Annotated in this window: 22 protein-coding genes, 1 tRNA gene and 1 pseudogene; 9 read left to right on the forward strand and 15 right to left on the reverse strand. The window is 52.8% G+C overall.

Features of this window, described 5'->3' with window-relative positions:
- Positions 1-2: 2 nt before the first annotated feature.
- Entirely contained in the window at positions 3-857 is an 855-nt protein-coding gene (locus CLV80_RS09840; RefSeq protein WP_106357523.1) for a heme/hemin ABC transporter substrate-binding protein, read from the reverse strand.
- Positions 857-1,912 carry a hemin-degrading factor gene (locus CLV80_RS09845; RefSeq protein ID WP_106357525.1) on the reverse strand — a complete coding sequence of 352 codons (1,056 nt, stop codon included), beginning with the start codon at positions 1,910-1,912 and terminating at the stop codon, positions 857-859. Before CLV80_RS09845 ends, CLV80_RS09840 begins: the two co-directional genes overlap by 1 nt.
- Positions 1,913-2,140: 228 nt before the next feature.
- On the opposite strand from CLV80_RS09845, the gene CLV80_RS09850 reads away from it, so the two are divergent.
- Genes CLV80_RS09850 through CLV80_RS09875 form a run of 6 tightly spaced genes read left to right on the forward strand, consistent with a single transcriptional unit; the run spans position 2,141 to position 6,781 of the window.
- Positions 2,141-4,111, forward strand: coding sequence for a TonB-dependent receptor domain-containing protein (locus CLV80_RS09850; RefSeq protein WP_106357529.1), 1,971 nt, complete (start codon positions 2,141-2,143; stop codon positions 4,109-4,111).
- 2 nt (positions 4,112-4,113) lie between these two features.
- Positions 4,114-4,542 (forward strand): hypothetical protein, encoded by a 429-nt coding sequence (locus tag CLV80_RS09855; RefSeq protein WP_106357532.1) that lies wholly within the window; start codon positions 4,114-4,116, stop codon positions 4,540-4,542.
- Positions 4,542-5,204 carry a MotA/TolQ/ExbB proton channel family protein gene (locus CLV80_RS09860; protein ID WP_106357535.1) on the forward strand — a complete coding sequence of 221 codons (663 nt, stop codon included), beginning with the start codon at positions 4,542-4,544 and terminating at the stop codon, positions 5,202-5,204. The genes CLV80_RS09855 and CLV80_RS09860 overlap by 1 nt, the downstream gene beginning before the upstream one ends.
- Entirely contained in the window at positions 5,194-5,568 is a 375-nt protein-coding gene (locus CLV80_RS09865; protein WP_106357537.1) for an ExbD/TolR family protein, read from the forward strand. Before CLV80_RS09860 ends, CLV80_RS09865 begins: the two co-directional genes overlap by 11 nt.
- Positions 5,565-5,942, forward strand: coding sequence for an ExbD/TolR family protein (locus CLV80_RS09870; protein ID WP_106357540.1), 378 nt, complete (start codon positions 5,565-5,567; stop codon positions 5,940-5,942). The genes CLV80_RS09865 and CLV80_RS09870 overlap by 4 nt, the downstream gene beginning before the upstream one ends.
- Complete coding sequence (locus CLV80_RS09875; protein WP_106357543.1) at positions 5,939-6,781, forward strand: energy transducer TonB family protein; 843 nt, start codon at positions 5,939-5,941, stop codon at positions 6,779-6,781. The genes CLV80_RS09870 and CLV80_RS09875 overlap by 4 nt, the downstream gene beginning before the upstream one ends.
- Positions 6,782-6,787: 6 nt before the next feature.
- On the opposite strand, the gene CLV80_RS09880 is transcribed toward CLV80_RS09875, so the two are convergent.
- Genes CLV80_RS09880 through CLV80_RS09915 form a run of 8 tightly spaced genes read right to left on the reverse strand, consistent with a single transcriptional unit; the run spans position 6,788 to position 15,222 of the window.
- Positions 6,788-7,768, reverse strand: coding sequence for a YeiH family protein (locus tag CLV80_RS09880; RefSeq protein ID WP_106357547.1), 981 nt, complete (start codon positions 7,766-7,768; stop codon positions 6,788-6,790).
- Complete coding sequence (locus CLV80_RS09885; protein ID WP_106357550.1) at positions 7,759-8,823, reverse strand: ABC transporter ATP-binding protein; 1,065 nt, start codon at positions 8,821-8,823, stop codon at positions 7,759-7,761. The genes CLV80_RS09880 and CLV80_RS09885 overlap by 10 nt, the downstream gene beginning before the upstream one ends.
- Positions 8,823-10,259, reverse strand: coding sequence for a carbohydrate ABC transporter permease (locus CLV80_RS09890; RefSeq protein WP_106357552.1), 1,437 nt, complete (start codon positions 10,257-10,259; stop codon positions 8,823-8,825). Before CLV80_RS09890 ends, CLV80_RS09885 begins: the two co-directional genes overlap by 1 nt.
- Positions 10,256-11,320 (reverse strand): carbohydrate ABC transporter permease, encoded by a 1,065-nt coding sequence (locus CLV80_RS09895; protein ID WP_106357555.1) that lies wholly within the window; start codon positions 11,318-11,320, stop codon positions 10,256-10,258. The genes CLV80_RS09890 and CLV80_RS09895 overlap by 4 nt, the downstream gene beginning before the upstream one ends.
- 24 nt (positions 11,321-11,344) lie before the next feature.
- Entirely contained in the window at positions 11,345-12,610 is a 1,266-nt protein-coding gene (locus CLV80_RS09900; protein ID WP_207766556.1) for an ABC transporter substrate-binding protein, read from the reverse strand.
- Between the two features lie 43 nt (positions 12,611-12,653).
- On the reverse strand, positions 12,654-13,178 hold the full coding sequence (locus CLV80_RS09905) for a flavin reductase family protein (protein ID WP_106357558.1): 525 nt from the start codon (positions 13,176-13,178) through the stop codon (positions 12,654-12,656).
- Complete coding sequence (locus tag CLV80_RS09910) at positions 13,175-14,065, reverse strand: aldo/keto reductase (RefSeq protein ID WP_106357654.1); 891 nt, start codon at positions 14,063-14,065, stop codon at positions 13,175-13,177. The genes CLV80_RS09905 and CLV80_RS09910 overlap by 4 nt, the downstream gene beginning before the upstream one ends.
- Before the next feature lie 2 nt (positions 14,066-14,067).
- Positions 14,068-15,222: an LLM class flavin-dependent oxidoreductase gene (locus CLV80_RS09915; protein WP_106357561.1), complete on the reverse strand. Its 1,155-nt coding sequence runs from the start codon at positions 15,220-15,222 to the stop codon at positions 14,068-14,070.
- A gap of 120 nt (positions 15,223-15,342) precedes the next feature.
- Between CLV80_RS09915 and CLV80_RS09920 the strand changes: the two genes are divergently transcribed.
- Together CLV80_RS09920 and CLV80_RS09925 are read left to right on the forward strand one after the other, a co-directional pair.
- Positions 15,343-16,053: a GntR family transcriptional regulator gene (locus CLV80_RS09920; protein WP_106357657.1), complete on the forward strand. Its 711-nt coding sequence runs from the start codon at positions 15,343-15,345 to the stop codon at positions 16,051-16,053.
- A gap of 9 nt (positions 16,054-16,062) precedes the next feature.
- Positions 16,063-17,181 carry a Gfo/Idh/MocA family protein gene (locus tag CLV80_RS09925; RefSeq protein ID WP_106357565.1) on the forward strand — a complete coding sequence of 373 codons (1,119 nt, stop codon included), beginning with the start codon at positions 16,063-16,065 and terminating at the stop codon, positions 17,179-17,181.
- Positions 17,182-17,273: 92 nt separating this feature from the next.
- Here CLV80_RS09925 and CLV80_RS09930 read toward each other — a convergent pair whose 3' ends face one another.
- The 4 genes from CLV80_RS09930 to CLV80_RS09945 are packed head-to-tail and all read right to left on the reverse strand — an operon-like array spanning position 17,274 to position 21,447.
- Positions 17,274-18,200 carry a hypothetical protein gene (locus CLV80_RS09930; RefSeq protein WP_133169770.1) on the reverse strand — a complete coding sequence of 309 codons (927 nt, stop codon included), beginning with the start codon at positions 18,198-18,200 and terminating at the stop codon, positions 17,274-17,276.
- Complete coding sequence (locus tag CLV80_RS09935) at positions 18,157-18,909, reverse strand: O-methyltransferase (protein WP_106357571.1); 753 nt, start codon at positions 18,907-18,909, stop codon at positions 18,157-18,159. The genes CLV80_RS09930 and CLV80_RS09935 overlap by 44 nt, the downstream gene beginning before the upstream one ends.
- Position 18,910: 1 nt before the next feature.
- Positions 18,911-20,443 carry a hypothetical protein gene (locus CLV80_RS09940; RefSeq protein WP_106357573.1) on the reverse strand — a complete coding sequence of 511 codons (1,533 nt, stop codon included), beginning with the start codon at positions 20,441-20,443 and terminating at the stop codon, positions 18,911-18,913.
- Positions 20,440-21,447, reverse strand: a complete 1,008-nt coding sequence (locus CLV80_RS09945; RefSeq protein ID WP_106357576.1) for a glycosyltransferase family 2 protein — start codon at positions 21,445-21,447, stop codon at positions 20,440-20,442. Before CLV80_RS09945 ends, CLV80_RS09940 begins: the two co-directional genes overlap by 4 nt.
- A gap of 150 nt (positions 21,448-21,597) precedes the next feature.
- On the opposite strand from CLV80_RS09945, the pseudogene CLV80_RS09950 reads away from it, so the two are divergent.
- Positions 21,598-22,020 (forward strand): annotated as a pseudogene (locus CLV80_RS09950) (IS3 family transposase); the annotation flags it as partial.
- A gap of 404 nt (positions 22,021-22,424) precedes the next feature.
- On the opposite strand, the gene CLV80_RS09960 reads toward CLV80_RS09950, so the two are convergent.
- A tRNA-Met gene (locus tag CLV80_RS09960) sits at positions 22,425-22,501 on the reverse strand.
- Positions 22,502-22,518 lie beyond the last annotated feature (17 nt).

A 22,518-nucleotide genomic window follows, 5' to 3' on the forward strand; every position in this document is an offset into this window, starting at 1 on the left:
TGTTACTCTCCGTAGAGCGCGGCGCTTAGTTCAAGGACCGCATCTGCAGTGCGTGGACCAAAGCCAAGCAAATAGAGGCCGTTCATACGCACGACAGATTCCGTTTCAGCGGCTGGCGTCGTGACAATGGCAGGCATCGATAGCAGCTCAGAATTGTCCGCGCCGTGATCGCCGCCTCGGTCCATCATCAAGATAACATCGGGCGCGGCAACGCTGATGGCTTCGTCGCTGAGTTGCTTGTACCCTTCGAATTCAGCGATGGCATTTACGGCACCGGCCATTGAAATGATGCTGTCCGCTGCTGTGTTCCGACCTGATGCCATGATGCGGCCACCTTGGGTGCTTAGGATGAACAAGACGCGTTTTGGCGTCTCACCAGCACGGGCAGTTGCGGTTTCTTCGGCAGACTGCAGCTTTGTGTCGATTTCAACAGCGAGCGCTTCGGCCTCATCCGTTGCGCCGACAGCTTCACCCACTGCACGGATCTTGGCGACGATCCCAGCGCGTGAAAATTCGTCCGTGATCATGACAAGCGGAATGTCCGCAGCCTTTAGCACGTCGATAGTTTCTGGCGGCCCTGCGCCGTCTTCAGAAACGATGAGCCCGGGCGACACCGAAAGAACGCCTTCAGGGGACAGGGCGCGCATGTAGCCGACGTCAGGCAGATCATTTACTTCTGCTGGGAAGCTAGAGGTCGTATCGCGTGCGATCAGTTGGTCGCCCTTACCAAGCGCGTAAATGATCTCGGTGATAGAACCGCCAATGGATACGATGCCTTGGGTTTCTTCGGCTTGCACTAAGTTTGGCACAACGGCTGTGAGCGCGGCAAATGCAGCCGCTTTGATTTGCGTTCGCATTATACTGTCTCCGCCTGCTTAAGGCCGGGCAGGCCGTTGACTACATCATCCCACGCCGGGCGGTGGTTGTTGTCTGGTTTGCCTACTCCGAAAATCTGGAAGATGTTGCCGCCATCTGCATCGAACGCCTCGAGCGAGATCGCAGGACCACGTTGGGTCGGTTTCTCGACCGCCCAGACCTCTGCGATGTGGTCGGCGCGTAGGTGCATATTGAAGCGCGGGTCCATGACGTTTTGCCAAGGTCCCATTGGACGCAGCGTTTTGATGGGGCCACTGTGAATCTGGATGCAGCCACGGTTGCCGGTAAAGACCATGATCTCGATCTCTTGGGCGACCGCCGCTTCCAATGCTTGATTGACAGCTTCGATAGCAAGCGGACGCACGAAAGGGGCGCCAACAATCCGATAAGCGCCAAGGCGGTTCATCTTAAGTTTGCTGGTCAAACGCATAAACTGATGCGTATCCGTCATGCGCGTCCATTCTTTGCGCAAGATATCCAGTTTTTCTGGCTCGGCCTTTGGGGCCTCTGTCGGAACGCGTGGTGTCGTCGCGATTGTTTGGCTCTGATCTTCGCTCGCACCAGTGTCACGGGCATTTTCCCAAACCGCATGGCTGGCCGGATCGCGCAAGAAAATCTTGTGAACCGCATCACCAGCCGCGTCGAATACCTGAATGCTGCGGCGCATGGATTCATCGGTGCGCTTTTCAAACAAGAACGCGTGTTTCCAATGTGCCGGGAAAATCCGTAGATCGATGTCATCTGCCAACACCATCGACGCATGCGGACCAGAGCGGTAGTTTTCGTAAACGCCAACCTTCTCGTTCACACAGCTTTCATTGCGGGTCAGAGCCATGACTTCACCCAATTGCTGCGCAATGCCCATAATATTGTCAGGATGCGCATCAATACGGGTTGCCCCCTGCCCACAATATGCCGCGATGATCTCGGCTTCGCTGATACCTAGCTTTTGAGCAAGGTCGCGTTCGCGGGTTTTCGGGTTTTCTTTGTGTTGAGTCCGAATATCTTCGGGTGTCATTAGAGTTGTGTCGGCCATGGGTCACCTTGCTTGCGTGCAATTTCAGTGGGTTATGGCTGGGCCGGGAATGCAAAAACCGCCTGGCTAAGGTGACAAAAAATGCCACCGATTTATTCTTGACAGAATTAGTATGGTTTAATAGCGAAGCGCTAGGAGATGCAAATATAATTCGCACCTCGGGACAAAAAACATGCGCCGCCAGCCCCACAGCAAGCCCTCGCAACCGTCAGCTTCAAGGGAAATGAAATGGCAAAAGTACAAGTAAAAACAACGTTGTTAAGCACGACCAGCCTAGTATTTGGGTTGCTGGTCGCACAGGCTGCGGTGGCACAAGAAGACACATTTTTAGGCACGATCGAACTAGCAGAAAGCAAGCGTGACGTGCAAACGGATACAGCAGTAGCAGTTACTCAGGTTGATCAGGAAGAAATAGACGACCGTCAAGCGGGTACGATCGCGGAATTAATTGATTCCGTACCGGGCGTTTCACTGATCAATGGTTCGACGCCACAAAGCTCCGGCATCAACATTCGCGGATACGGCGCAAACGGCACATACGGGTCCGACCAAAAAGTCGCGATCATCGTAGACGGTGCTTCGGTTGGATCAGAAGAGCTGTACCGCATCGGTACTCAGCTTTACACAGATCCAGAACTATACAAATCAGTCAGCGTCATCCGCGGAACCGTCGGCAGCTTTGCATATGGTTCCGGTATCGTTGGTGGTGTTGTTCAGCTTGATACCAAAGACGCCTCCGACTTTACGGATGGTGAAATCGGATTCAAAGCACGCGAAACACTGCAATTTTCTAGCAACGGTGACGGTGTGACCAGCTCCACCATTCTTGCGTGGCAACCAACAGAAAACATGGAATTCCTCGCGAATTACACACAGCGTTATCTTGATGTTCAAACAGATGGTGTTGGCGAAGATATCGGCGAAGATGGGATTGAACTGCCATCAGGCCTGATCAAAGGACGCTACACATTTGGTCAGAACAACGACCAAGCGATCACCCTGTCATACACTGACACGCGCACTGACGAAAAAGGCGTGCCTTATGATGCATTCAGCGGGAGCCCAATGTTCGGGTATGTTAACCGTGAAACGCATACAGTCACTTCTGCGCTAAACTATGAATACAACCCTGTCGGAAACGATTTGATCGATCTGAACGTCACCTTGTCCTATTCAGATCAAGAAATTGACCAAGAAGACGCGTCCGGTGGAACATCTGCATTGCTCAATGCTGACCATCAGTATCAAACAACTAAGCTACGTGCAGAAAATACCAGCCTTTTTGCGACAGGCGCTGTAAGCCATACGTTGCAATCCGGTCTTGAGCTTATTCACAAAGATCGCTTAACGGCCTCTTCAGCACCAGGAGGCACCGACGACCGGGTTGCAGTCTTCTTGATTGACGAGCTGCAGTTTGGTGACAGCTTTACATTGACCCCAGCATTGCGTGCCGAAACTTCGCATATTGAGGGTGACACAGCACCGACCGATGGAACATATGACAACGACGCTGTAATGGGCGGCATTTCCGCACGCTATGCCTTTGAAAGTGGCTTTGCTGTATTTGGTAGCGCCGCATATACCGAAAACCTTCCAATTCTCGATGATTTGGGCAACGCAACGTATATGACCCAAAGCGAGAAAGCAGAAACCTTTGAAGTGGGTGCGTCGTTTGATAATCTTGATGTCATTACATCGGGCGATAGCCTGAGCGTAAAAGCCAACGTTTATCAAACCACACTTTGGGACGTTACATCGTACTCTGGCGTGTCCAAGGTCGAAACCGAAGGCGTCGAAATCGAAGCATCATATTCCTTGGAAAGCGGTATCTACGTCGACGTGAACGCAAACATTGTTGACGGCACGTCTTATGATGCGACCGGTACTGCAAGTGACTGGCGCAACACCCCAGCCAACAGCCTACTTTTTGCCGTTGGTAACAAATTCGGCGAAGAACTCGACCTGAGCTTTGAAACCGTTGTGGGCGCTGACATCACACGCAATGGTACAAAGTATGACGGTTACGTCGTGAACAACCTGCGCGCGACATATGTTCCGCAGTCTGGTATTCTTGAAGGCACACAAATGCGCTTTGGTGTCGAAAATGCCTTTGACGTCGACTACACTCCCAGCTTGGCACAAGCCACACGTCCCGCACCGGGCCGCAATGTAAAACTCACCCTAGCAAGGACCTTCTGATCATGCGTATCAGCACACTTTGGCACTTCGCCATCGTCCTCTCTGTCGCGGCACCCGCCGCGGCAGAGGAAGTGGCGGTAGAACCAAAACTCAGTATTGAATTAAACACTGCACAAACCACCGACACCGCGTGTCGGTTGTCGTTTTTAATACAGAACGATCATCCATCTGACATCAGCAAAGCAGCCTACGAAGCTGTCCTGTTCAATGCGGATGGCGGCGTTCAGCAGCTAACACTGCTTGATTTTGGAAACCTACCAGCCGGACGCGCACGCGTTCGTCAGTTTGAATTCGCAGGAATGGTATGTTCCGACCTTAGCCGGATCCTCATCAATGGCGCGAGCACATGTGAAGCTGGCGAATTGGGCGCAGATGTTTGCGCAACGACGCTGGAATTAACCAGCCGTACCGAGATTGGACTATTAGGATAATGGATTTTCAAACGCTCATCGCCCCGCTTCTTGGAATTATCGAAACTGGTGGCCCTGTTGTCGCTATTCTGATTGCCTGCTCGGTGCTCGCTGTGACTGTCACCCTGTATAAGCTATGGCAGTTTTACCGCGCTGGCGTTGGTCGCCACGTTGTGCTGCGTCAGTCTGTGAACCTTTGGGACCAGAACCAGCATGCACCTGCGATTGAAGCGTTGAACCGTAGTAATAGCTATCTCGCTCCGGTTATCCGCACCGCATATTACGTACGTGACACAGCCCCATCCGATCTATCTGCACGACTAGAGGCCGAGGCCGAGGCCCGTTTCCTCAAACTAGAACGCGGTTTTCGTTTTCTAGATAACGTCGCACAGCTAGCACCGTTGCTGGGCCTTTTTGGTACGGTTCTTGGCATGATTTCAGCATTCCAATCGTTACAAGACGCCGGTAATCAGGTCGATCCTTCGATCCTTGCTGGTGGTATTTGGGTCGCGTTGATGACAACGGCTGTTGGGCTGGCGGTTGCCATGCCAACCTCCCTGATCCTGTCATGGTTCGAACAACGCATGGATGCAGAACGTGTCTTTGCAGGCCAAGTGATCCAGGCCGTCGTCGCCCCAAGCGAAAGCTGGAGCGAAAAGCAGCCAAGCGCCAATGCAGCGTAAGAAACGTAAAAACCGGCTATCGATGACATCACTTATTGATGTCATCTTTTTGCTGTTGTTGTTTTTCATGCTGTCTTCGACTTTTTCGAAGTTCTCCGAAGTCCCGCTTCCGGTTGGGACTGCTGGAACGGTTGCATCACAAACAACGCCAATGTTCCTTCGGGTCACATCAGACGAAATCAGCTTGAATGGCGAAACGATTGCGCTTGATGGTCTGCCCGCAGCGCTTGCTGGCGAACCTGATGCACCGACAGCAGCGATCGTCGGTCTAGGGCCAGAAGTAACCGCCCAGCGCCTGACGGACGTCTTAGCCGTGGTCAAAACGATCCCCCATCTCACTCTTAATGTGTTGGTGCCAGCATGAAACCAAGACGTCGCAAGGCAAAGGGCGAACCAACAATCGCATTGATCAACGTGGTTTTCCTGATGCTCATCTTCTTTCTGATTGCTGGCACTCTCGCGCCACCTTTGGATCCAGAGCTCACGCTAGTGAACACCGCCGACCTTGATAGCGCGGCCCCACCCGAAGGGTTGGTTATAAACGCGGACGGAACGCTTCAGGCCGATGGTCAACCGATCGCGAGCGCCCAAGACTATTACGCAACCCATAGCGCGGAAACCGTTCGGGTTGTCCCCGATCAAGCGCTTCCTGCGAAAACACTGCTACAGATTGGTGCGGCTTTGCATGAAGCTGGTGCTGAAACAGTCCTCATTGCTACCGAGCGGTCCATACAATGATTGCCCAATCTCATAGTATCAAAGTAGTTGCTCTTGTTGCGGCAATGGCGCTGCATGTTGCTGTTTTTTGGCGGCCTGCTGCCGCGCCTCCACCCATCCTCATCGCAGCTGCAGGTGCATCAGTTGAAGCAAAGATGGGGTCATCATTTGCTGATATGGCCGTTGGGGTAATGACACCCACGGTTGCGGCCCCTGCCCCTGTTGCCCCAACAACTCCTGCGCCTGTGATGTCCGCGACGATGACCGGTGTGAATCCGGTCGTCGCGGTGCAAGTTGAACCAGCCCCGGCACCCGATGCACCAGAAGTCGTCGAGCCAACCGTTGCACCTGTTGTCCCACCAACGCCGCCGGTTACCCCTGTCGTACCAGTCGAAGCAGAAGCGATCGACAATTCTCCAACGACGTCCATCCGGCCAACCGCACGTCCCAGAAACCTTGCACAGCGGACAACGCCAGTACGGGAACGCGGTAATGCAAACCAGCAGGCAACCGCTGGATCAAATAATCGTCAAACGGCATCCACCCAATTATCCTCAGGCTCCCAAGCCTCATCTGGGGATTCAGCGCCAGTTAGTAATGCAGCAGTCACAAACTATCCCGGTCAAGTGATGCGACGCATTTCACGTGTTCGCCGGCCGCGTACCAGCGAACAAGGTGCTGCAATGGTAGCGTTTAGCATTAGCGCAAACGGCAGCCTCGCCTCAGCACAAATAGCACGCAGTTCTGGCAGCGCGGCTTTGGATCAGATGGCGTTGCAAATTCTTCAGCGCGCCAGCCCGTTCCCTGCGCCTCCCGCAGGTGCGCGCACACGTTTTCAAGTGGAAATCACGACACGATAATAACTGCTAGGTCAGCAACTGCTGGCCTAGCAGTACATAGCCTGCCAACGCAGCGGTTAAGATTAAGATCATGATTGGGGCGGATTTCCCGACCGATCGTAGGTCCTCGAATGATGTTTTCATGCCAACTGCGGCGACTGCGGTTACCAGACAGGCCCGTGACACGGTGTCGGCGGATTGAATTGCCCATGCTGGTAGCCAGCCGAATGAATTCAGCCCGGCCAGTACCAAGAACCCAATGACAAAGCCGGGTACGAGCGGCACGCCTTCGGCCCCTTTGCCTGATTGTCGTAAGAATAGCGTCCCGATGAACACGACGGGTGCAAGCATTCCGACCCGGAACAGCTTTACCAGTGTAGAAATGTCACCGGTTTCGTCCGATACCGAATATCCGGCACCGACGACTTGGGCCACGTCGTGGATTGTGCCGCCTAGAAAGACACCGGCGGATTGGCTATCCATGCCAAGGTAGCTGATTAAAATCGGGTAGGCGATCATCGCAACTGTCGACGCAAGCGTCACGGAAACGACGGTAAATGTCACATCGCGCTCCGTGTTTTCGCCTTTGGGCAAGAGTGACGCAATCGCCATTGCCGCGGACGCCCCACAAATCGCCACAGCGCCGCCTGTCAGAAACCCAAAGGCGCGGTCGCGGCCGAATAGAGGGGCCATGATCAGCCCCAGCGCAATGGTTAACGCCACACCAGAGGCAACCAGCGCGACATTCGCGAAGCCTATTTCTGCGACCATATCAACGCTAACCCGCACGCCCAGCAGTGCCACACCGACGCGCAGCACCATGCGCGATGCAAAACCGATGCCGGGGGCGGTGCGTTCTTCGGTTGATAGAAACTGGAACGGTATCCCAAGTAGGATCGCCATGAGCATAACTGGTGCACCATAGTGATCGGACAGGAACTGTGCTGCCATTGCGACCATCCCGGCGAATAGAAGGCCGGGAAAGATCGTCTTTGCGTTCAATACCATGCTGTGCCGCTTGCTTTGTCGAATAGAAATAATTCGTCTGAATTGATGGATAGGTGCAAATTATTCCCAATTTGTACGTTAGTTTGACCCGGCTGATGCACAACGATTGCCTCTCCGGTACTGAGTTCCGCAAACAAGTAGCTTTCTGCGCCCAGCTGTTCGACCTCTGATACGCGCACCTTGATTGGGCCATCGGGGTCGATGATCAAGTCGCGGGGGCGGACGCCGAGTTCGACTGGCGTGTCTTGTGGGCCTTTGATCCGAGCTGGGTCGATGGCGACGTTCGTGTTGTCGTCCAGCTGGATACCTTGTGGACCAACCTTGCCTTGGAGGAAATTCATCGCGGGTGAACCGATAAAACCGGCAACAAAGCGGTTCTTAGGATGGTTGAATAGCTCAAGCGGGGTGCCGAATTGTTCGACCTTTCCGGCGCGCAAGACTGCGATCTTATCCGCCATTGTCATGGCTTCGACCTGGTCATGGGTCACGTAGATCATCGTATTCCCCAGCCGTCGGTGTAACGCCCCGATTTCGCGGCGCATGCTGACCCGCAGTTCGGCATCGAGGTTGGAAAGCGGTTCGTCGAACAAGAAGACTTTGGGTTCGCGCACAACCGCGCGTCCGATGGCGACGCGCTGCCGCTGGCCGCCCGATAATTGGCCGGGCCTGCGATCAAGATAGGGATCAATTTGCAGCATCCGCGCGGCCTCAATCACGCGCTTTTCGATTTCGGGCTTTGAGGTTTTCAGGTTCTCTAGCCCGAAACTAAGGTTCTTGCGCACGGACATATGCGGGTAGAGCGCGTAGGATTGGAAAACCATTGCCAGACCGCGCTGTGCGGCGGGAATGTGGTTCACGACTTCGTTGTCGATCTCGATCTCACCGCCGGTGATGTCTTCAAGCCCGGAAATCATCCGCAGCAGCGTGGATTTCCCGCAGCCTGATGGCCCAACAAAGACGCAGAATTCGCCGGTTTTGATCTCCATGTCGATCCCGTGGATCACGGGAACGTCGCCATAGGATTTGGTCACGTTTTTCAGGACAAGGTTGGTCATTATTTCAGTCCCGTATTGGCAATGCCGGTGGTGATGTATTTTTGCAGGAACACAAAGACGAGCGTCGAAGGCACGAGGCTAACCATGGTCATGGCCAGTCTGTAGTGTTCCTGCGACAGGTGTTCGCCCCGGAATTCGAGCAGGCAAAGCTGGATTGTATAGGCTTCTTTGGTGGTGGCGATGGCGACCAACGGCAGGATCAGGTCGTTCCAACGCCAGATGATCGACAGGATGCCCAGTGCCGCAAGCGCAGGCATCGCAAGTGGTAGCACGATGCGCCAGTAGACTTTCCATTCGGATGCGGCGTCCATGCGGGCGGCCTCGATTAGTTCATCGGGGATCGACAGCATGTATTGGCGCAGTAGGAAGACGCCAGTTGGGGTGGCAGCACCCGGGATGATGACCCCCCAGATAGACCCCGAAAGACCAGTGGCGTTTACCGCCTTGAACACGCCCACCAAAGTGATTGTTGGAGGTACCATGAGCGTCGCGAGGATGACGATAAAGAATGCGACTTGGCCACGGAATTTGTATTTCGCCAGCGAAAACGCAGCCATTGAGTTGATCAGCAGCGTTAGGACCGTTGCAATCAGCGTCACCAGCACGGAATTGGTGAAACATGTCGCAAAGTTCACGTTCACCCCAAAGGCGTTGCCGTTCAGCGGATCAGAAAAGTTGTTCCATGACGGATCAATAGGCCGCCGCATCGTGATTTCAGTCGTGTTCAGGCGGACGACATCTTCGCTGCGGTTATCGACGTAACGGGCGGGCGTGAATTCACGGGTCGCCTTGAAATTAGAGATGCCAAACTGCGTTTCTTCGCCAGTAACCGGATCAGGTGCACGCGCCAGAATTTGAAGTGTTAGCCGGGATGGCTCATATGATCCGACGCCCAAGAATTCGGACAGTAATCGCTGGTCTTCGGCGTTTAGTGCCGCGATCACCGCGTCGGCGTCGAAATCTTGTTTGGCCGTTGCTGACATAGACGGATAGCGTAGCAACCAATCGGGTAAATCTTGGGATGCGACCAGATCACGGACCAAGGTTGGCACGTAACCCAGTTGCGACCGCAATGCGTATAATTCGCGGCCAGACCAATCGGCTAGGAAGGCTGGGATGTCGTGGCTTGCTTGTTGTGCGTCGGACAAATCGTTCCAGTTAAGCACCCAGTCAGGCAGGTCTTGGATAAAGAAAATCTGCTTGCCATCAGGCCCAGAAACGGTCGCCCGTGCGACGCTTTCAAAACTTGATGGCAGTAGTGACAGGTCCTGTTTTTCGAGCTGCGATGCGGACTTGAGTGAATTCAGCGCAAGCCACATCACGGGCAGAATGATGACCAAAAATCCCGTGAACAGATAGGCATAGGTCATCCAATCAAGCCAATTGGCCCGGCGTCCGCCAGCCTTGCGGGTCAGAAAGGTAACGATTGCGGTCATGGCTTGCTCGACTTCGATGAAAGGTAGACCTGCAGCAGCGACAGCATGATCAAAACGACCGCGACAAGAAGTGACGCCATTGCCGCGATCCCAAGCCCGTTTGCCGTTGGTTGCCCACGTAGACCTGAGGTTTCAAAGATGTACCCAACCAATGACGTCCAGCGCACGGACATCGCGTAAAGCTCTTCGAATGCTTGGAATGCTTTGACGAGCGACAGCACGGTGACGACCAGCAGGGTAGGGGCCAAAAGCGGGATCGTGATCCGCGTCAGTTGCCGCCACGCCGGGGTGCCATCCATTTCGGCGGCTTCATAGACATCACGTGGGATTGCCTGAAGCCCGGCCAATAGGATCAGCATGTAGAACCCAAGATGCGCCCAGGTGTAGACGAAAACGGACCAGAACATTGTCCAAGATGGATCGGTCAGCCATTGGATTGGTTCATCCAGCCAGCCCCAGCGCATCAGGGTTTCTGATAGCACGCCTTGGCGTTTGAGGATCAGGCTCCAAAGAAAACCAACCACTACGGGCGATAGCATCACCGGGTAAAAGAACACCGCACGCCACAGGCCACGCGCGACGATTTTGCGGTTTAGTGCCAGCGCGGAAATCAGTGCGACGGCGATCATGATCGGCACTTGGAACACGACGAAAGTGGCGGTGTCATAAACCGCGCTTAGGAATTTGTCGTCTTCGAGGTTCGCCGCGCCTGTGTCGATCTGCGTTTCAGATAGTAGGCGGCGCAGGTTATCCAACCCGGCCCATTCGCGGTCAGAAAACAGGATAGATTGCCCTTCGGTGACCGAAAAGCCCATGTTGATGAACAGGGGTGCAAAGGTGAACAGCCCAAAGACGATCATGTTCGGCAATAAGAACAGATAGGGCAGGCCGGTCGCCCCAGACAGTCGTTGGGTCATTTCAATGGGCCAGCCGATCGTGCTGATCAGTTGATCCCAAAAGGTGCCGGACGGGCGCAGCAGCGCCCACCCGATGATCAAATAAACCAAAAGGTAAAGCGGCCACGGCGAACCGGAAAAAGCAGCGGATAGTGCTTCGGTCATGCCGTGCCCCCTTTGATTTACAGGCTACTCGGCGATTTTCGCGGCAACATCCGCATCAATCGCAGCAAGGGCTTCGTCGAGTGACATTTCGCCGGTGATTGCCTTGGTCAGGTAATCAGGTACAGCGCCATAGATGACAAAGTTCTTAGGGTAGCCTTGCAAGGTGTAGGCCTGGGGTGTGGTGTCGGCAGCAACGCCAGCGTTGGCCGCAAAGACAGACAGGGCCGCCGCAACCGCAGGGGACGCATCGGCGTAGTCAATTCCAGATGCCTGAAGTCCCTGATGCGCGGTGATATTGCGCGTAGAAGCCGCAAAGCTGGCAGCGCTTTCTTCAGCGGCAAGGAAATCAATCAGCGCTGCTGCGGCTTCGGGAACGTCAGTGGATTCAAACGCCACGATGGCAGCGCCACCCGGCATTGCCCCACAGCCACCGGTGCCACATGGGGCAGGGACGGCTTTCCAGTCGAAATCGGTGATGTTGTCAGCATAGCTGTTGATCATCCACGATCCGGACATGTGCATCGCGACATCGCCCGATTGGAACAATGGTGCGGCGTTGCGGTACTGCGTGCCTTCGCCAGCAGGCCAACCTTCGGCGGGCATCAGGCCAGAGGCGTGCCAACCCACAAATGTTTCTGCGAAGTCGCGGAAACCAGCGTCAACAAGGATCGGTTCACCTGCATCGTCAAAGAATTTCGCGCCATAGCTGAATGCGGGGCCAGCCATGCGGTGCGCCGTCCGGTCCATCGCAAGACCTGCGGTGATCCCGGTCATTTCTTTGACTTCCATCAGGGCGGTTGCCCAATCGTCCCAAGTTGCGCCTTCGCCGGGCATATCAACGCCAGCGTCTTCAAATAGGGTGACGTTCACATAGGGGCCTGTGACAGTTAGCTGGGTCATCCAGCCATAGATGCCGCTATCGTCGCCGCCGGGTTTACGGAACCATGGCAAGGTTGCGCCATAGCTGGCTTCCCAAGTTGCGCCGTCCACGTAAGGGGCCAGATCGAGGTAATATTGGTTCAAACCGCCCAAGTTGGTTACCCGGGCCACATCCGGGGCTGCATCTGTCTGTAGCTGGTTTTCCAGCTGATCGCGGATCACGTCATAGGCGACGGTTTCCAGTTTGACGGTGTGCCCTGTCTTTTCAGTGAATGCAGGCAGCATGTCGGCGATTACGTCGCATTCGTTGCTATCTTGGTAGCACAGGAACGATACTTCGTCCGCATATGCACCGGATGCACCTGTCAGCATAAGCGCAGCGATTGCGCCCCTCTTTGTCGTTACCTTCATGTTTTCCTCCCTAGACATTCAGATTATAAATTTGGTTTTGGCCTTATTTGTCGGTGAATATTTTCATATTCCCTTTGAAAAAACCCAATGCGTCGCCGCTTTTGCGGGTGGCGGCACGCAGGACTTTGCCCACGATAATTTCGTGGTCGCCCCCGTCATAAGATGCGTATTGGCTGCATTCGAACCGTGCGAGGCAGTTGGGTAAGATCGGGACGCCTTCGACATTTTGGGTCAGTTCAGCATCCAGAAGGCAGGCCCCATCGCGGGCGACTTTCCAGCATATATCGTCTTGGTCATGTGCCAGAATATGGATCGCAAAATGTTCGGCCTGCGCGAAATGCGCAAAGCGTCGCGAAGATTTATCAGGCGCCCACATGACAAGCGGCGGGTCCAGCGACAGCGACGAAAAACTGTTCGCGGTGATCGCCATTGGCCCGTCGTCTGTGGCGACAGTCACAATCGTCACACCCGTTGCAAACCGCCCGAAAGCATCCCGCAATTGGCGCGGGTTGCTGGGGTCCGGTGTGAATGACGTCATCGCCAAGTTGCCAGTATCAGTCGCAATCATGGCACTTCTGTTCCTAGGCCTGCTTCGTAAAGATAGAACCAGTCTTCGCGCGAAATTGTAACAGTTAGTGCATCCGACAGCCTACCAATCCGATCAAGATTATTGGTGCCAAGAACCGGCAGGATTTTTGACGGGTGGCGCAGTAGAAATGCGACAGCAACGGCGGCGCGGTCTACGCCTTGGTCTTTGGCGATTTCATCCATCCGGTCGGTCAGCGCGTTTTGCCCTGTCATGAGGTCGCCGCCACCAAGCGGGGACCATGCCATGATCGGCTGATCTTGGCGTTGGTGGAACGCAATGTCGCCGTTTGTGAAAGCGTCAATCGCCGACGCAGAGATTTCGATCTGGTTGGTGACCAGCTGGTTTTTCATGGCTGATTGCAGCAGTTCCCAATCCCACGGCCGAAAGTTTGACACGCCAACAGCGCGGACTTTGCCGGATGTGACCATCTCATCCAGCGCAGCACCTGTTTCATTGTGGTCCATTAGCGGATCGGGACGGTGGATCAGCAACAGATCGATCTGTTCAATCCCCATCGCCGTCAGCGAAAGATCAACGGAAGACGTGATATGCGCGCGTGTGGTGTCGTAATATTTGCATTTGGCATCCGCATAGCGGCCCATCGGGGCCACGATATCGCATTTGGTTACGATCTCCATCTGCAGGCGCAGGGCAGGGTTTGCCTTTAGGGCCGTGCCAAGGATGTCTTCGGCGACATAGCCGCCATAAATGTCGGCCTGATCGAACGTCGTGATCCCTTGGGAGAGGCAGCTTTGAATCTTAGCCTCGACATGGGCGGCAGAGGTGTTTGAATCGTCCCCGATCCGCCACATGCCATAGACAAGTTGGCTAAAGGATAGGTCAGGGGTGATTTCTATGCGGGGCATCATTAGCGGCGGACTCCGTTTCCGAGTGGGGTTGCAGGAACACCGGCAGGGACGCGCCCGTATTCATGCGGTAATGAACATGTTTTCATCAGTGGTAGCACGCGCTTTCCGAAATGTTCAGCCTCATCAATGTGCGGATAACCCGATAGGATAAACGCACGGATGCCCATCTTTTGATATGTCTCTAGTTTTGACATAACTTGATCCGTCGACCCGACAAGGGCAGCGCCGCAACCAGACCGGGCCCGGCCAACGCCCGTCCATAGATTCGGTTCGATATAACCGTGATCATCCGCGATTTCGCGGTTCTTGGCCTGATGGCTAACGCCAAGCGATTTTGCGTCTTGCGCCCGATTGCGGATCGCGTCGCCTTGGTCATCGTCCAGCTTTGATACGATGTAATCAGCGTATTCACGCGCCTCGGCTTCGGTGTCGCGGACGATTACGTGCACGCGTAGGCCATAGTCCAGCGTGCGCTCGTATTTTTCGGCAACCGCGTTGACCGCCTTCATCCTACCTTGCAGTTCTTCGACCTTTTCGGGCCACATCAGGTAAACGTCACAATGCTGCCCACACAGTTCAAGCGCAGCAGGAGAGTACCCACCGAAATACAAAAGCGGGCCACCTGTTTGATACGGGCGCACAGGGTCGGTCGTGAGGCCAGAGAAATTGTAAATCTCGCCTTTGTAATTGATTTCGTCCTGCGTCCAGGCCTGTTTCAATATCTCAACGACCTCGCGGGAACGCTGATAGCGGTAGTTGCTTTCTTCGACCTGACCCGGAAAGTCAGAGCTGATGATGTTCACCGTCAATCGCCCGTTCAGCATGTGATCAAGCGTGGCGATTGTGCGGGCCAGCATGATCGGCTGCATTTCACCGCAGCGCACTGCGGCCAGCATGTTGATGTCTGTCGTGATCGGCGCACAGCCTGCCACAAAGCTAAGCGTGTCTTGCCCAACCTGATAAGATGAAGGGCAAAGGATATTCCTGAATCCCTGTTTTTCGGCTGTTTTCACGATGTTGGAACAATGGTCCCATGATGACCGCAAATCCCCATCGGGCTGACCAAGGAACTGGTAGTCGTCTGAACATAAAGCTGAAAACCATGACACTTCGGCTGCGTCTAGGTCGGCTGATGTCACCGGTACTACGGTCATTGTCGTCATCCTCCCCTGGGCGATCTGTTGATAAAATCGCTTGACTTTCCCTATCGCTAACAGTGTCTTTGATATGGATCAATGGTGTATCAATTTTTTTCGAAGGCAACCCAACCCGCGATGTATGTCAAAAGCGAAACCCCAACTGCATTGCCACTTTATGTGCAGATCAGCGAAGTCCTGATCCGTGAAATTGCATCGGGTCAATTGCTAGACGGGGCGCGGCTGCCGCCCGAGCGTGACCTTGCCAAACAGCACGGCACGACAGTGCGTACATTGCGCAAGGCATTGGCAATATTAGAAGAAAAAGGCCTGATCGAAAGCATTCAAGGGTCCGGAAATTACGTTCGCAAGACCCCCGATGTCGAAAGCATCTATTCGATGTTTCGGCTAGAGCTATTGCGCGGTGGCGGCTTGCCAACAGCGCAGGTCTTGGCTGTCGATGAAATGGATAAACCCGATGGCTTGCCGGAATTCGGGCAGTCACCGCGGGCGACACGCATCCGCCGCTTGCGATTTTTAAACCGGGATCCGATCGCGGTCGAAGAGATCTGGCTTGATCTACAGGCGGGGCGGATCGTGCCCGAGGATCTGTCAGATTCACTGTATCGCTATTACAAAATGCGGCTTGGGTTTTGGATCACCCATGCCGAAGATTACGTATCTGTCGGCCAAGTCCCCGATTGGGCCCCAACAGATTTCGCGCCACAGCCCGGCCAAACCGTCGGGTTCATCGAGCGTATCAGCTATGCAGAACAACATGGTTCAGTCGAGTTCTCACGAACTTGGTTTGACCCGCAGCGCGCCCGCTATGTGCAGCGCCTGCGTTAGGGAGGAAAAATGCCAGACATCACGAACTATGGGATCATCGGTTGCGGCATGATGGGCCACGAACACATGCGCAATATTGCTTTGCTGGATGGTGCCGCCGTCGCGGGGATTTTTGAGCCCGACGCGGGTATGGCGCAAATCGCTCAATCTATCGCGCCGGACGCCCTACTGGTTGATAGCATTGATACGCTTTTGGCGATCCCTGATCTGGATTGCATCCTGATTGCCAGCCCCAATTTTCGCCATGTCGAACAGTTGGAAATGCTAGCAGCAAAACGGCATCTGCCAGTGCTGGTCGAAAAGCCACTGTTCACCGATCTTGATCAGCTGGCGCGGTTGAATGATTTTGCTGAAACATATCCGTCGCCCGTCTGGGTCGCGATGGAGTACCGCTATATGCCGCCCATCGCCGCATTTTTGGACAGTGTTGATGGGGCGACAGGTGGCATCAAGATGATGACGATCCGGGAACACCGCTTTCCGTTTCTTGAAAAAGTCGGGGATTGGAACCGGTTTGATCGCTATTCCGGCGGGACGTTCGTTGAAAAATGCTGTCACTTTTTCGACCTCATGCGCCTTGCGCTGCAATCCGAACCATTGCGCGTGATGGCGTCGGGTGGCCAAGACGCAAACCATCTGGATGAACGTTATGATGGGCAGAAACCCGACATCTTGGACAACGGCTATGTCATCGTGGATTTCGCCAATGGCAGCCGCGCGATGCTAGAATTATGCATGTTCGCCGAAGGGGCAGAATACCAAGAAGAGGTGTCAGCAGTCGGCCCCACCGGCAAGGTCGAAGCCTTTGTTCCCGGTCCGGGGCGGTTCTGGCCAGAACACTTGGGCGAAGCGCCAACCCCACAGCTGATTGTCAGCCCGCGCCATCCCAAAGGCCCGGTAAAGCAAGATATTCCCGTTGATCCCGCGCTACTAGACGCCGGTGATCACAACGGATCGACCTATTACCAACATCAAAAGTTCCTCGAACTCGTACGCGGTGAACGCGACAAAGCCGAAGTCACATTAGATGACGGCAAAATGGCCGTGCTGATGGGCATGGCCGCGCAGATATCAGTTAAAGAAAAAAGATCCGTTCTGCTCGACGAATTGATTCCGCTCAAACGCTAGACGAGAGAACGCCACCAACGACTTTGCCAAAAAGAACACAAACAGCGTAAGTAATTGTAGTAAAATGAAAAAATGAATTTTGCGCGGTCTATTTATTCCCCGCGCGAGTTTGGTTTCGCCAAAAATACATTTCCGAATGCGTACAGTACTATTTCGCCGACTGTTGTTATTACACGAAACAGCAACGCCGCGATCAACACATTTTCGTTGGCGGAAGCGCTGTCTAACATGTTGATAAGTAAAGCTTCTCGAACCCCTATACCGCCGGGTGCGCCAATTGTAACAAAACCAACAAGCCACGACATGATAGCAACAGGAATGGCAAGAACTACAAATGAACCTGAAACAGCATATAACAGGGCGGAAAATACAAGTCCCTGAAACAACATAAAACCAGTGGCTCGGCTGATGACTATACTGGCGGATTTCCAAGCCCGTGTATTACACTGGTACCAAATAACAGCTAGTACAACCGTTAAAGCAACCACAATCAAACCAGCAATAGCTGTACGGTCTGCTCTCTCCCAACTACCAACGCGTCCACTGTCTACGAAAGGTATTGCCAAGCATATGGCGATGATAGCCGCGACAGGTAGACTGATTATCTCGTAAATCGACGCGGTGGCAATTGGTTTGTGCGATAATCCTGTATTCTTAAGATATGCATGTCGACCGACAAAATGCAAAAAGTTTCCGGGTATATATTTAGCGATCTGAGTGCTGGTGTAGGACAGTAGAACTGGTCCTTTCGGTAAGGGGTCTTTGATAAGTGCACTCAAGATCGTCAACCAGTTGAACGCAAGAATTAGCAGAGCTGCCGCATAGGCTAGGGCCAAGACAGACATCAAGAAAAATTGCGCAATTGTTGGCCGCCAATTTCTTATTTCACCTGACTGCTCATAAAGCTCTCGTATTAAAAAAAAAATTGCGACAAGCGTGATACCTTGCCCAATTCTACGTATCGCAACTCTCACCTTAGTTACCATTTGTTCCGGCGTTTCCGGCAGCTTTTCCATCATTCAACAGCGTTGTTTCATCTGGGTAAGGTAGCGAAGGAGTAAGGCCCGGGAAAGCACACGCTACAAGGCCACTGACATTGATCGCAGTTTGGTAGCGGCTACGCTTTGAATTATCAAAAACAATTATTCCCCCGTCTGCGAGTGAGGTTTTTGCAATATGTAAGCATGCTGCACGGGCACGCCCATCAATCACAATAACATCGTATCTATCTCCAGTCTTTCTGATCGCATTGACATACTTTTCGAAACTCTGACCGATGTAACCCTCTTTTTTAGAATGAAAGAGCCTGTTCAGCGACAGGGCATTATCGGCAGGTATGTGGACCAAACTTATACTAGGATTCCCACAAATCCTGCTCTGCATCATATCAAACCAGTTTTTGTCATGTTCAATACTTACCACTGATCCCGATCGTCGCGCCAACCAAACAGTACTTGCGCCGCTTCCGAATTCGAAAACTTTTGCCGAGGGGCGTTCCAGCAGAAATGCATCAACTTGATCTATTGCTCTGTAGGTCCACCATGGAACGCCCAAAGCAATCATCTGATCCACATCATAGATTGCAAAAAGTGAACGCAACCAGTGAAATGCGCGACGATCCAGACGTGCCTCCAGCCATCCCAGCACCCCAATTTTGTCAATACCGGCACCAAACACATGTATGAATGTCACGTAAAGGCGCTTCATTATTAATTTTAGTTTCGGCATTTTACCCTTCCGAACTCACCTCGTAGATCCTTCCGGGATCGATACAAAGCTTAATCCCGTTGGCTCTGGAAAACCCTTTTTCTTGTACTTCCGTCATGCACCTGTTGGCATCCCAAGCCTCATGAAATGTACCAGGGGCCATCTCAAAGACATACGTATACCATAAAGCAGCCAACCCCGAAAAAATCGCGCCCGTGACGAGAAGCACGACACTCAGTTTCAAGACAAAACTATTCGTTAAACTCTGAGGCCCATATTCTTTTATCAGTCCGGGAAAGGTGAGCAGGCACAAAACAACCACCAGCGGCCACAATTCAAAATGATATCGTAGGGTTATCGTTGGATAGCTAAGCAGCATTCCGGCCGCAACTCCGGCAGTCACAACAGCCGGCAGCGCCCTCTCCAGCGCAACAAACCGTGGCCTCCCATAGCACAGCCCGACAACCATTAGCACAATCCATGCTGGCCACAAATACATCAGGCCAATCTTAGGTACTTCTATGCGCCCAAAGCCTGAAATACTTTCGGTCAGTTTACGATGTATTGTACCGACATGGTTAGCATAAACGGGGTGATCAAAAACATAGACTCCTAAATTAGGGATCATCCGCCATGGGTGGAACCGTTCATGCTCTACAAAAGCCATCTTACGTCGGTAATCATCATAATCGCTTTCGAAGAATGCCACACCATACTGAGTGCCCCCACCACTATCCGGTGTTTCGAAGTGCCCATGCGTCTCCGTCATTGAGCCGAAACGCATCGCATTAAGTTGTAAGAACGACCCACCCAAAGCCGCTAACAAAATGAGGCTGCTTAGCACTGAGATAGGTGACCGATCCGATCTGCGAAACAATGATAGACACATTAAGGTAGCAATACCTGCATACAGTCCTACTGCCATGTGGGGACGGGAATGTATCAATAAGCCTGCAAGTAGGGCAGCTGGTATCAAGACATACTTCATGGGCATACCAAACAGCGCAAAACGCAGCATGAGGTAGATCGCTAGAGCCATAGCGGCATAAGCAATGCTTATCGGCTCATGATAAAGAGCCAAATTCGTACTCAACAACAAGCCTGGGCTACAAATCCAAATGCCGATCCCAATCATCATTCCCCAGAAAACTGACATACGGCCCGCAATAGGGCCTACAAATTTGTGCATTACCTGAACGACCGACAAATGATAGATTGCTGTTCCAACCACGGACCACAGCCAAATTGAAAACGCCGCTGTTGGGAACTGGTTCAGAGTTACAAACGGGTAAAGCACAGCGCGCGTCAAAAGCGGCGCAATCCCATGATACAGTAGCCCGACACCGTCCGCAAAATAATGTCCCTCATAGCGAAGCATACGCACGGGTAGGTCGAAGCGCCCTTCGAGCAGTCTATAAAAATACGCGTTGTAAATATCCGTCCCAAAATACGGGTAATCAGGCGGAAAGATTACACCGAACGCAAGTAAAGCATATAAAGTTGCGCCAGCAATAGCACAGAGGCACGCACATAACGTAGAGAAATCTTTGTTCAAGATTTTGATTTCCCATCATTTTTTGCACCAGGCACATCTGACTTCAAATTTTCATTAGAGACGGTTGTTGCCATTTCTATCTCGCGTACGCGCTTTAAAACCTGCTCCAAAAGACGGCGATTTGTGGCAATTGTATCGCTCAAAAGAGCGAGAATGATTGTAATGTAACCTGCTGACAAAAAGACACCTCCCAAGATCAGAGATTGTATTTTCCCGTCTCCATCCCCCATCACGAAAAAGTATAAAAACCGCAATATCGGCAACAAACCTAGTAATATCATAATCCCGCCAAGGGACAGAAATGCATTAAGCGGACGATACATCACATAGCTACGAAGGATTGTTGCGGCCTGCTTGGATACGAAAGAGCGCATAGATTTGAATAAGCGGGACGGTCGCTCTGTTGTGTTCGTTTTCACCACCACGGAAGCAATGGTCAATCCATCCTGCCCAGCATGAATCAATGTTTCAGTTGTATAGCTGAAGCGGGTCATCACATTGATGCCTAGGGCCGCCTCACGTGAGTAAGCCCTGAAACCAGACACAGCGTCAGATATATTGACCTGTGCAAGGCTACTAACAACCGAGCTTCCAGCCTTTTGAAGGACCCGTTTAACAAGGGAAAATTCTGTGTTTTGATTTGGCTGGCGATCGCCGAGTACAATATCCGCATGTCCGTCAACAATTGGCTTTACGAGTTCAATTATACAACTGCTATCATATTGATTGTCACCATCCGTATTGACAATAATATCAGCCCCCTGCCGCAACGCATTTTCAATTCCGACCTGAAAGCTGTAGGCAAGACCACGATTCGACTTATTCCGTATAATATGCGTAACACCCATACTTTGGGCGATTTCCACCGTTTTATCGGTCGACCCATCATCAATGATTTGGGTCTCAATCACAGAAATTCCAGGAATACGTTCAGGTATACCACTGATAACCTGTGGTAGATTCCTCTCTTCGTTGAGGCAAGGGACTTGAATAATTAGCTTCATCAACGCTTCCTTTGGGACGCTTGCGGCAGATCCCAAGCAAGATTTATTAAGACGGAAGCTGCAATATTACGTCTGCCGTATCAAGCTGTTTTGTGTTTCAAGGTGTATCACAGAAATATTTAGATCAACGCCTTATGAAAGCGCCGCAGGTACTCGCGGCGCGTCATTGGCTGGGCGACACAATCACGGCAACCGACTGACCTTGTTCTGCAGGCGTTATTGATGGCCGTTTGGCGGCGCAAGCCACAGCAAAACGTCTTGATCCATACTGACCAGGGCTCGCAATACACCAGCCGCGATTGGGCTGCATTCCTCCGCGCCCACAACCTTGAACACTCAATGAGTAGGCGTGGAAATTGTCATGATAATGCGGTCGCGGAGAGCTTCTTCAACTTGCTCAAACGCGAACGCATCCGCCGTCGAACATACAAGACACGAGAGCAAGCAAGACAGGACATCTTCGATTACGTCGAAATGTTCTATAACCCAAAACGCAAACATGTCAGAAACGGTATGCTGTCGCCCGTCAATTTCGAAAACAGACAGCGCAACCTGAACCAAGAAGGTGTCTAGGAAACTAGGGGCTATTCAATCCTTTGCAACGCTTACTATCGAACGCGAGTCTCACAAATCTCTTTAATGCGCTTTAATGCGCTTTTTCAACGCGGCCGGATCGGTGCGACGGGATTTGTAATGATAGCTTGAGCAATCAACTCTAACTCAAAGTGATCCAGTTTTCAGGGGGCAAAGCAACATGGGGTGCGTTTGGTGGCTGTATTTTGGATTTGGTTCTGTCCTGGGCCGCATTGAACGGTTTCACGCACCGTTGTCCCAATCGACGTATGGCTTGCGCGTTGCGCCTGTGCCACAGTGCTCACTTCGCATTGTTTGCTTCCGAAGTGCTTCCAGCGTTGTTTTGGAAACGCGAACAACCACCCGAAGGTGGCGCGTAACGTGTTATAATCATTAGTAAGATTTGGTTGCGGGAGTAGGATTTGAACCTACGACCTTCAGGTTATGAGCCTGACGAGCTACCGGGCTGCTCCATCCCGCGCTATTGTGCCTCGCGGT

Source organism: Yoonia maritima, from assembly GCF_003003285.1.
Lineage (GTDB): Bacteria > Pseudomonadota > Alphaproteobacteria > Rhodobacterales > Rhodobacteraceae > Yoonia > Yoonia maritima.